The 10,261-nt window shown below is 71.7% G+C and carries 13 protein-coding genes; 5 read left to right on the forward strand and 8 right to left on the reverse strand.

Going from position 1 to position 10,261, the window contains the following annotated elements; translation table 11 throughout:
• Positions 1-1,863 (reverse strand): AAA family ATPase (locus VK640_10475; protein HTE73609.1); only part of this gene is annotated, 1,863 nt, incomplete at its 3' end.
• 119 nt (positions 1,864-1,982) lie between these two features.
• Here VK640_10475 and VK640_10480 point away from each other — a divergent pair.
• From VK640_10480 to VK640_10495, 4 genes are all read left to right on the forward strand, one after another.
• On the forward strand, positions 1,983-2,267 hold the full coding sequence (locus tag VK640_10480; protein ID HTE73610.1) for a hypothetical protein: 285 nt from the start codon (positions 1,983-1,985) through the stop codon (positions 2,265-2,267).
• A gap of 401 nt (positions 2,268-2,668) precedes the next feature.
• On the forward strand, positions 2,669-3,367 hold the full coding sequence (locus tag VK640_10485) for a GAF domain-containing protein (protein ID HTE73611.1): 699 nt from the start codon (positions 2,669-2,671) through the stop codon (positions 3,365-3,367).
• A 1-nt stretch (position 3,368) separates the two neighbouring features.
• Entirely contained in the window at positions 3,369-4,139 is a 771-nt protein-coding gene (locus VK640_10490; GenBank protein ID HTE73612.1) for a GAF and ANTAR domain-containing protein, read from the forward strand.
• Positions 4,140-4,244: 105 nt separating this feature from the next.
• Complete coding sequence (locus VK640_10495) at positions 4,245-4,679, forward strand: ATP-binding protein (protein ID HTE73613.1); 435 nt, start codon at positions 4,245-4,247, stop codon at positions 4,677-4,679.
• 66 nt (positions 4,680-4,745) lie between these two features.
• Here the strand turns inward: VK640_10495 and VK640_10500 are convergent, their stop codons facing one another.
• Complete coding sequence (locus VK640_10500; GenBank protein HTE73614.1) at positions 4,746-5,696, reverse strand: NAD(P)-dependent alcohol dehydrogenase; 951 nt, start codon at positions 5,694-5,696, stop codon at positions 4,746-4,748.
• On the reverse strand, positions 5,693-6,133 hold the full coding sequence (locus VK640_10505) for a TIGR03668 family PPOX class F420-dependent oxidoreductase (GenBank protein HTE73615.1): 441 nt from the start codon (positions 6,131-6,133) through the stop codon (positions 5,693-5,695). The genes VK640_10500 and VK640_10505 overlap by 4 nt, the downstream gene beginning before the upstream one ends.
• Before the next feature lie 63 nt (positions 6,134-6,196).
• Between VK640_10505 and VK640_10510 the strand changes: the two genes are divergently transcribed.
• Positions 6,197-7,060 (forward strand): LLM class flavin-dependent oxidoreductase, encoded by an 864-nt coding sequence (locus tag VK640_10510; protein ID HTE73616.1) that lies wholly within the window; start codon positions 6,197-6,199, stop codon positions 7,058-7,060.
• 50 nt (positions 7,061-7,110) lie between these two features.
• On the opposite strand, the gene VK640_10515 is transcribed toward VK640_10510, so the two are convergent.
• The 5 genes from VK640_10515 to VK640_10535 form a co-directional block, all read right to left on the reverse strand.
• Positions 7,111-8,115 carry a hypothetical protein gene (locus VK640_10515; protein ID HTE73617.1) on the reverse strand — a complete coding sequence of 335 codons (1,005 nt, stop codon included), beginning with the start codon at positions 8,113-8,115 and terminating at the stop codon, positions 7,111-7,113.
• On the reverse strand, positions 8,112-8,684 hold the full coding sequence (locus tag VK640_10520) for a sigma-70 family RNA polymerase sigma factor (GenBank protein HTE73618.1): 573 nt from the start codon (positions 8,682-8,684) through the stop codon (positions 8,112-8,114). Before VK640_10520 ends, VK640_10515 begins: the two co-directional genes overlap by 4 nt.
• A gap of 182 nt (positions 8,685-8,866) precedes the next feature.
• A complete protein-coding gene (locus VK640_10525; GenBank protein HTE73619.1) occupies positions 8,867-8,989 on the reverse strand; it encodes a hypothetical protein in 123 nt (40 codons plus the stop codon).
• A 226-nt stretch (positions 8,990-9,215) separates the two neighbouring features.
• Positions 9,216-9,677: an SDR family oxidoreductase gene (locus VK640_10530; GenBank protein ID HTE73620.1), complete on the reverse strand. Its 462-nt coding sequence runs from the start codon at positions 9,675-9,677 to the stop codon at positions 9,216-9,218.
• Between the two features lie 401 nt (positions 9,678-10,078).
• Positions 10,079-10,261 (reverse strand): hypothetical protein (locus tag VK640_10535; GenBank protein ID HTE73621.1); only part of this gene is annotated, 183 nt, incomplete at its 5' end.

Genomic DNA, 10,261 nt, shown 5'->3' on the forward strand with positions numbered 1-10,261 from the left:
CGTGAGGTCCCCGTAGACGCGCAGGATCTCCTCGAGGCTGCCGCACTCGTCGCAGATCTGGCGGGCCCGCTCCAAGGTCGCGAGCCCGTCATCCAGTCGCCCATTGAGCGTCTGGCAGACGCCGAGCGTGGTGAGCGCGTAGCCCTCCTCCTCGAGCCGGCCGGCCGCTCGGGCCAGCTCGATCGCCGCTTGGGCCTGGGTCGCGGCCTCGGCGGAGTCGCCGTCGAGGAGCAGGCCGGTGGCGAGCGCGGCGCGAGCGCGGGCCTTGAGGTCGCTGGGCGCCTCGTCGTCGAGCAGCCGCACGGCTTCCCGGTCGGCGGCCAGGCTTCCGACCGCGTCGCCGAGCTCCCACAGGTAGCGGCCGAGGCGCTCGCTGAGCAGGGCTTCGACGTGGGTGTCGCCGCGGGTCCGCGCTGTCTCGCGGGCGTTGCTGGCGAGGGTGACGGCCTCGGCGGTGTCACCGGCCCAGTGCGCGGCCTCGGCGGCCTCCTGCTGCAGCGTCGCGAGCGACGTACCGACGTTCGCCGACGCGTCGGGCACGTGGCCCCAGGCGTCGAGCGCGCGACGGTACTGGCCGTACGCCTCGGCGAAGCCGGTGACCACGGCCGCCTCCCGCGCGGCCTGGACCGCTGCCGGCAGCGCCTTCGTCCACACCTGCGCCTCGTGCCAGTGGTGGGCCAGCTCCGCGACACCGAGCGCCGACCCCTTGCCCTCGCCGGCCCGGCGGTCGAGGACCTCTGCCGTGCGCCGGTGCAGGTCGATGCGCTCGCTGGGCAGCACGTCGTCGTAGACCGACTCCTGGCCGAGCGGGTGCCGGAACGACACCAGGTCGCCGTCCCCCTCCCGCCGGAGGATGCGCTGGTCGAGGGCCTCGCGCAGCCCGGCCGCGAGCGCCGCGGGCTGCAGCGAGGAGACCTCGGCGAGCAGCTCGTGGTCGGTCGGCCGGCCGATGACGGCGAGCGCCCGCACGGCCTGCGCGGCGTCGTCGGAGAGCCGCCGGGCCCGGCGCAGCACCACGTCGCGGATGGTCGTGACCGGCGCCGCCCCGGTCGTGCGTCCCGCGGCGACCAGCTCCTGCGCGAACAGCGGGTTGCCCGCGCTGCGGCGCACGATGTCGTCGGCGCGCTGGGGCGGCACCGGGTCCGGGGTCACCGCATGGATGATCGCCGTCACGTCCTCGTGCGGCAGCGCGCGCAGCCGCAGGTGCTCCACGCAGTCCAGCCGCGCGAGGTCGGTGAGGGCCTCGGCGCGTGAGCTCTGGTCCACCGCCTCGTCGGTGCGCCAGGACAGGACGATCAGGATCCGCTCGCGAGGCAGGTCCCGGAGCAGGTCGCGCTCCTGGCAGAGGTCCTGCACGAGGAAGAGCAGCAGGTCGAGGCTGGAGCGGTCGGCCCAGTGCAGGTCCTCGAAGACGAGCACCAGCGGCTGCTGGTCGCTGAGCTCGCCGAGCAGGTCGAGGACGCGGTCGAACAGCTGGCTGCGGGCGCCGCGCCCGCCGGCCGTCTCGCCGGGGTCCGCGCGCAGCAGGTCCATGACCTCGTCGTACGTCGCCGGGCGCACCGGCTGGCCTGCCGCGTCACCCGTCCCGCGCTCCGACCGGGCCAGGTCGCGCAGCGCCGCGAGAAAGACCCCGAACGGGAACTCGCCTGCGGCCAGGTCCAGGCCGGCCCCGGCGACCACCCGGGCGCCCTCCTGCCGCGCGTGCTGGGCGAGCTCGGCCAGCAGCCGGGTCTTGCCGACACCTGCGTCACCGGTCACGGCGACGCAGCTCGGCCGGCTGCCGGTCGCGGCTAGGAGGCCCTCGCGCAGCAGCGAGAGCTCGTCCGCCCGTCCCACGAAGGGAGGCCGGGCCAGTCCCCTCATGCGGGCCAGTGTGGTCCTTCTCGGGCGGGCCTGCCCAGCAACTTGTGTGATCCCTGCATCCGGGTGGTCAACCGGGACGACAGTGGGGCGTCTGATCCCACGTGGACGGAGCAGGTCACGTGTCAGAGGTGAGCGTGGTGGTCGAGCGCCTGTGGGCGGACGTCGTGCAGGAGGCCTTCGCCGCGCTGTACCGGCGCCGGGGCTTCCGGGACGAGATGTGGGACCCGTTCTCGCGGTGGCTCGAGCAGGGGTACCCGGCCGACTTCGCCGTCATGATCCGCGACGTCGACGGCGTCCAGATGCCGTCGTTCACCGGCGACTCGATCTCCCGCTGGCGGACCCGGGTGGTCAGCTGGCTCGCGGTGAACCAAGCGCTGGACACCGCCCCGAGCAGCACCGGCTGAGCGGTGGTCCCAGGGCTTGGCCAGGGGCTTGGCCATGGTGACGGTGCGGGCGTACGATCATCAGCACGCCCTGGACCCCGGCGGGACGGACATGACCGTCGAGCGGGTCGGGTGTTGAAAAGCGCAGCCTCCGGTCCTCGTCGACCCAGACGAGCCCGGCGCGTCACGTCGTCTCGGAGTTCGGTGCGAGGCGAGCCCGTCGGACCAGCCCCAGGCCGAGCAGGGGAGCCTGCGGCAGACCGGCTGGCGCCGGTGCCCCCGCCGCTGGCGCGGCGGGGGCACCGTGCCGTGTCCAGCGAATGCGATCGGCAGTACGGTGGGGTCGTGTCGCGGCTTCTCACCAGCGGGCGTACGTGCCCTCTTGCCGTCGCCGTCCGGGTGCCCGGTCGGAGGTGCGACGGATGCGCGAGCACCGGGTGCGCGACCTGATGCACGCTGCGGGCACCGGCGAGGACCCGGTGCTCCAGCTGTGCACGATGGCGGTGGACAGCCTGTTTGTCAGCGGTGCCGGCCTGTCGGTGAGCAACGGTCCGGGGGAGCACCGCAAGGTCGCGGCGACCGACGACGTGAGCGACCGGATCGAGGACCTGCAGGTGCTGCTGGGTCAGGGCCCGTGCGTCGACGCGGTCAGGTCGGGCGCGCCGGTGGTGGTGGCCGACATGGACCGGCCGGACGTCGGTGAACGGTGGCCGATCTTCACGCCCGCGGCTGTAGCGCTCGGTGTCCGGGCCTCGTTCGCGGTCCCCTTGCTGGTCGGTGAGCTCCGGCTCGGGGCGCTGGACCTCTACCGCGGGTCCACGGGAGGCCTGGTCGACGAGCAGGTGGAGGAGGCGCAGGACTATGCGTCCGCGGCGGTGAACGTCCTGCTCGAGATCCAGGCGGCCTCACCGGCCGGTGATGAGGACGATGTCACGCTAGGACGCTCCGGGTCGAGCGTGGTCTACCAGGCGACGGGCATGGTGATGGTCCAGCTCGACACAGGTGCCGAGGCGGCGTTCGCAGCCCTGCGGGCCCGGGCTTACCGGGACGGGCGGCCGCTCCAAGAGGTCGCCAGGGACGTGCTCGAGCGCCGGCTGCGACTGACCGCCGCGGAGAGATGACATGAGCGACGACACCCTGGGACCAGCGGCGGCCGGGCGCGAGCAGCATCTGGCAGACGCGTTCGTCGAGCTGGCGGACACCCTGGTCGCCGACTACGACGTGCTGGAGTTCCTGCACGCACTCGCCGGGCACTGCGTCGACCTGCTCGATGTCGACGCGGCCGGACTGATGCTGGCCGACCGTGGCGGTGTGCTGCGGGTCGCTGCGTCGTCGAGCGAGCAGGTGCGGCTGCTCGAGCTCTACGAACTCCAGAACGAGGAAGGCCCCTGCCTCGATTGCTTCGCCAGCGGTGCGGCCGTCTCCAGCGACGACCTGGAGGACGGTGACGGGACCCGGTGGCCGAGGTTCGGCTCCGAGGCGACGGCCGCCGGCTTCAGGTCGGTGCTCGCGCTGCCGTTGCGGCTGCGCTCGGAGACGATCGGCGCGCTCAACATGTTCCGCATCGGCGCCGGCCCGCTCGGCACCGTCGACCGCAGTCTCGCCCAGGCGCTGGCCGACGTGGCGACCATCGGCATCCTGCAGGAGCGCGGCAGCCAGCGCCGCGAGGTGCTCGCCCGCCAGCTGCAGGACGCGCTGAGCAGCAGGGTCGTGATCGAGCAGGCCAAGGGGGTGATCGCCGAGCGGCTCGGGCTGCACGTCGACGAGGCCTTCGACCTCATGCGCAGCTACGCCCGGTCGCAGAGCGAGAAGCTGTCCGACGTGGCTGATCGGGTGGTGTCGCGGAAGCTCGACCTGAAGGCCCCGCGACGTACGAAGTCGCCTCGCGCGTAGACCCGCCCCGCCTGGGTACGCTTCGTGGACCGCACGACATGGTTCACTCGTTCTCACCACCCCGGACCCCGGTGGCCGGCACAGAGGTCTCCCGGGAGGTGCGCGATGGTCACCTCGCTCGTCCGCGAGCTGGACCGGCGCCAAGGGGCACCAGCAGATGCACGCAACAGTGTCCGTGACCTGTTCCGCGGCCTGGCTGATACCGATAGCGACCGCGTCGACTCGCTCGCGGCCGACGTCGAGCTCGTCGTGAGCGAGCTGGTCACCAATGCCGTGGTGCACGGCACCGGCCCGATCACCCTGCGGGTCCGGGTGATCGACGGGTTCATCTCGGTCGGGGTGCAGGACCGCGGCCTGGGCGTGCCCCAGCTCCACGGGGCCGACCCGTCCCGCGAGGGCGGTCGCGGGATGGCCGTGGTCGCCGGGCTGGTGAGCGACTGGGGCGTCCGGGTCGACGGCGACACCGGGAAGGAGGTCTGGGCGATCCTGGCCGTGCAAGTGCCGCCGAACGGCGAGCCCAGCGCGAGCAGGGGCACCTGACGCTGCTGACCACGGGGCAGCAGCGCCCACGCGTGTCGCCGCGTCGGAGCGCGCGACGGTTCCCGGTCAGGGCTGCACGACGACCTTGCCGCAGGATCTGCCCGCGCCGACGTACCGCAGCGCGTCCACCACCTCGTCCAGGGCGAAGCGGGCATCGACGACCGGGGCCAGCGTGCCGTCGGACCAGAGGTCGAGCACGGGGGCGATGTCCTCGGCGCGGAACCGAACGGCGAGGACGCGCAGACGTCGCTGCCGGAGCGCAGGGCCGAGCAGCGCTGACTGCAGCAGCGGTCCCATGTCGCCGCCGACGAGGAGGTACCGCCCGTCCGGGGCGAGCACCTGGCGCCAGTCGAAGGCGGACCGGTGCGCGGCCAGGTCGAGGACCAGGTCGAAGCGGCCGCCCGGGCTGGTCACGTCGTCGCGCTCGTAGTCGACGACGTGGTCGGCGCCGGTGCCGCGCATGAACTCCTGCTTGTGGCCGTTGTCGACGGCGGTGACCTCTGCTCCCGCGGCCTTGGCCAGTTGCACCGCGAGCACTCCGGTGCCTCCGCCGGCGCCGTTGACGCAGACGTGCTGGCCTGCCGTGAGGCCGCCCTTTGTCCGGATGCCCTGCAGCGCGATGGGCCCGGACTGGGGCAGCGTGGACGCGATGTCGTCCGGCATCTGGTCGGGGATCGGCGCGAGGTTGCGCTCGGGCACGACGACGTACTCGGCGAAGCAGCCCAGCCGGGCGACGTACGCCGTCACCCGGTCACCGGGCCGGAACCGTGCGGCGGCCGGACCGTTGCGCTCGACGGTGCCCGCCAGGTCGGAGCCGAGGCGTCGACGGCGAGGGCGGCGCAGCCCGCCGAGCCGGGCGTACAGCGGCGAGCCGGTCAGCACCTCCCAGTCCGACGCGGCGACCGACGCGGCTGCGACCCTCACCAGCACCTCGCCGCTGCCGGGCGTCGGGACAGGGACGTCCTCCAGCCGGAGCGCGTCGGGCCCGCCGTAGCGGGTGTGCACGAGGGCCCTCATCGGGTCCTCCTGGCCGACCAGTAACGCACGTCGCCGACCTCGACCACGACGACCGGGCCGGTTGGCCGCGCGTCCGCGTACTGCCCGTACTTCACGAGCAGCGGCTCGATCAACCTGCCGCGCTCGGGCTCCTCGCGGACCACCCGGGCGGTGCCGTCCAGACGCGCCCACCACAGCTGCTGCCAGTCCTCGTCGTAGTGGTCGACGAGCAGCGCGACCCGTGGCTCGGTCTCGACGTTGGCGAGGCGTTGCAGGCGCTGGGTCGTCTTCGCCTTGGCGTCGACGGCCGTGACGACCCGGTCGTCGTCGACCAGGGCGAAGGTCACGGGCACCACGTGGGGTGCGCCGTCGGGCCGCACCGTCGCCAGCCGGGCGACCCGGGCATCGGCCACCCGCCGCCGGGCGTCGTCGGGCCACATCGGGGAAGGAGGCGCCACGACCTGACGTTAGTGCGCGGGCAACTGTTGAGCACACAGCCACTGATACGACCGGAGGGCGACGTGGAGATCGGCATCGGCATCCCGAACACGGTGACCGGGGCGACGGGGGAGCAGCTGCTGACCTGGGCCCGGCGGGCCGACGAGGCGGGATTCAGCTCGCTGGCCACGATCGGCGCGGTTGCGCACCCGGGCTACGAGGAGCTCACGGTGTTCGCGGCTGCCGCCGCCGTCACCGAGCGGATCCGCTTCTTCAGCAACGTCCTGATCAGCCCGGCTCGTAGCACCGCCGAACTGGCCAAGCAGGCCGTGACCGTCGACCAGATCAGCGGAGGCCGGCTCACCCTCGGCATCGGCGTCGGATGGCGCGACGCCGACTTCCGGCTCACCGGTCGTGACTTCTCGTCGCGCGGCAAGGTCTTCGACCAGCAACTGCGCGACCTCCGGACGGCGTTCGGGGGCAAGGAGATCTTGTCCGGCACCCGACCCGTCGCGCCGTCGCCCGTGCAGGCACCGCTGCCGATCCTCATCGGCGGGACGACCGACGCGACCCTGCGCCGCATCGCCGAGCACGACGTGCAGGGCTGGACCGCCGGCGGCATGCCGCCGGACGCGGTCGCCGAGTGGGCGGGCAAGGTGCGCACGGCGTGGACCGACGCCGGCCGCGAGGGGGCGCCTCGGATCGCGGCTCTCATCTACTTCGGGCTCGGCGACGACCAGGCGTCGAGGAACTACCTGCGCTACTACTACGCCTTCATGGGCGACGAGACCGCCGACATGATCGCCGGCAGTGCCCTGCGCACGCCGGAGGCCGTCCAGGGCGCCATCGCGGCGTACGCCGACGCCGGCGTCGACGAGCTGATCCTCGACCCGACGCTGAGCGACCCGGACGAGGTCAAGAAGCTCGCCGAGGTCGCGCTGGACTGAGCGCTCGCCGTCCCCGTGTCAGCGGGGCCAGCGGTCCAGGGGATCCCGCGTCAGTTGCCCTCGTCCGGGACGAGGACCCAGGCCTTGTCCGCCCACTCGCCCCCGCAGGTGTTCTCCCGCACGACGGACCGGATCGCGGTGGTGCCAGGTGAGGTGTACTCGAGCGCGCCGAGGACGAGCCGGTCGTTCGTGCTGCACTCCACGGAGTCGGGCCAGCTGGTGAGCGTGAGCTGCGAGCCCTCCAGCTCCCACCCGCCGTAGTCCACCTGCTCACCCGATCCGGTCACCACGTGGTAGACCCCGCCGCGGCCGAGCTCGAGCACGTAACCGCCGCCCTCGGCGAACCAGGTGCCGTGGAGAGCGCGCTCGTCATTCAGAGGCAGCCAGTCGTCCGCCTGCGAGTTGTCGTAGCTGGCGATGATCGGTGATGCCGGCAGCACCTGCTCCATGACCCAACGCTCGTCCATGGCGGCATAGCACTTCCCGGTCCCCGGCTGGGTGTAGACGAAGCGCATCTCGCCCGTCTTCGGCAGGGACGCCCGCATGGCGATCTGCTGGCCCCCGCAGGCGTACGGACCGCCGTCCACGCTGATGATGATGCGGTCGCCCTGGATCAGGTAGCGGCCCTGGGCCCCGGGGCCTTCGAACAGCCGACCCTCGCGGTCGAAGGAGACCAGGTTAGGCGGTGCGAAGCGCATCAGCACACCACCGTTATCCAACCGCCAGATGCCCTGCACGCCTTCGGGTGTCGGTGCCTCGCCGGCGAGGAACTCGGCATGGTCGTTGATGCCCGGACTCGGCGCCGGACTCGGACCCGCGTTGGCGGGGGGTGCCGCCGTGTCGTCTCCGCCGAGCGTCAGGAACGCGGCGACGCCCAGGACGAAGACGATGACGGCGGCGGCCGCGGCCGCAACGACCGTCCGGCGGCGGTCGGGCCGGCCATTCCCGATCCGGTCTTCGATGCCTGCCCGGGCATCCCTCAGGTCTGACTCGGCCACAACTACTCCTCGGGTGACTGCCTCGATGTCCCGCGCCAGGCGCTCCTCGGTGCTCATGCGGTCACCTCGATCCGCTGCTGCAGGGCCCGTAGCCCGCGATGGGTGTGGGACTTCACCGCTCCCTCGCTGATCGAGAGCAGACGGGCGGTCTCCGCGACTGAGAGCTCGAGGACGTAGCGGCAGGCGAGGACCTCGCGCTGGCGTCGGGCCAGGGTGCGCATGACCGTGACCAGCGAGTCGGCCTCGTGCCGACCGACCGCGGTGTCCTCCGGGCTCTCCTCGTGCGTGCGCACGACCATCAGCGGCTTCGGCGCTCGCTGGCTGACCTGTCGGCGTACGAACGACCGGCACCGGTTGAGCACGCAGGAGCGGAGGTACGCCTCCGCGGCGTCCGGGTCGCGCAGCTTGCGGTGGTGCCGGTGCAGCGCGACGAAGGCGTCCTGTACGGCGTCCTCCGCGGCCTCGCGGCTGCCCAGCATGACCACGGCGAGCCGGAGCATCGCGGTGTAGTGCCGCCGGAACAGCACGTCGACGAGGTCGACGCGTGCGGGCGTCTCGGCATCGCGCCAGCTGCCGGTGCGCTGCTCGGGCATGGAGAGCAACTCCTCCGGGACGAAGTCCGTCATGCCCCGAGAGTCGTCCGAATGGTGCTCAGGTTGTCATCGGGACGGCGTTGATGTGCGGCAGTTCGTACGTCGTCGCGGCCGATACCGGGACAACCATGGATCACTTGCCCCCGAGACACAGACGACCCGCGCCGTAGCCGGGACGGGTGCCCGTCCTGCTCGTAAGGGCCGTCAGCGTCGCCCTAGCGGTTGAGCACCACCGGCACCTGCTCACCGGGCTCCTCGTGCAGTGTCGTTCCGCTGTTGTACTGCCGGATCTCTCCGTCGGAGTACGTCGTCCCGCGCACCCGGTGGCCGATCGGCACCTTGCCGTCGCCTCAACGCGGCCAGCCGGCCGCCGGCTGCCGCCGCTGTTGGGGGTAGCCAGGTTCAGCCTGCGTGAAGGGCGCGCCAGCGGTCGCGGGGTCGAGGCGCGGCAGTGATTTGGTGCAGCAGCGTGGCATTGCCCGGCGCTGTGCTTCCCTCTGTGCTCGGTATCGGCACTTCTGCGCGGGTCAGTCGAGGAGTGCTCCGCCGTCGACGTCGAGGCAGCTACCCGTTGATGTAAGACGCCGCCGAGGAACAGAGCCAGACGATGGTCTGAGCTGTCTCCGACGGTTGACCCACGCGACCGAGCGGCACGTTCGCCTGCTCCGAGGGCCCAATCGGGAAGGGCACCCCCGGAGGTACATCCCAGGCGTAGCGCAACATGGCTGTGTCGATGAAGCCGGACCTGACCATGTTCACCCGAATGCCGTGTGGCTCCAGCACGCTGGCAGCCGCCCGCGTCAGCCCTTCGACTCCCGCCTTCGACGTCGAGTAGTCAACCGTGCCTGGGCGCACGGCGTTGATCGACGACACCGTGACCGACGCTCCAGGTCTCCCAACTTGACCACCGACTGCGCTGCGGCACGAGCCACGAGCCGCGAGCCGCGCAGGTTCACATCGATCACCCGATCGAAGTCCGCGACCGTTCCGGTGAGCATCGTCTCCTCCCGATGGACATGCCGGCACAGTTCGCCACCGCGTCCAAACCTCCGAACTGCCCAGCCACGACCACGCATGCGCCCTCGCGGGCGAACTCCACGGCCGTCGCCCGACCGATTTCTGTACCTCCGCCGACGACGACGGCGACCTTGCCTGTCAGTTCTGTCTCCAGGTCACCGCTCGCAGCAAGACCTCGCCAATCGACGGCTTCGGCCCGAGCGTAGTGGGCCAAGCATTCCATCGCGCACGGTGACGGAGTCGACCATCACCGAGACAAGTCGGAGGTCGTAAGGCTGGCGGCCGAAAGGTACCAACCGGAGGCCAGGGCAGACCGAGACGCGTACAGCTTGCGGGTTCCCGTCGGTCGTGTCAGCCACCGGGCGGTGCTTCGGTATCGGCACGTAGACGACGGCTGCGCCGATCCCTCGTCAAAGCATGCCGTTGTCGTTTTCCGCGGACTCGGGGATCACCTGGAGTACGTCCCAGTGCTCGACGATCTTGCCACTGCCGTCAAACCGGAAGATGTCGATTCCGGCGTATTCATGGACCCCCGGCCACACCTGGTGGCAATGGAGGATCACGTGATCACCTTCGGCGAAGACGCGTTTGAA

The sequence above is a fragment of the Actinomycetes bacterium genome, assembly GCA_035489715.1.
Taxonomy (GTDB): Bacteria; Actinomycetota; Actinomycetes; order JACCUZ01; family JACCUZ01; genus DATHAP01.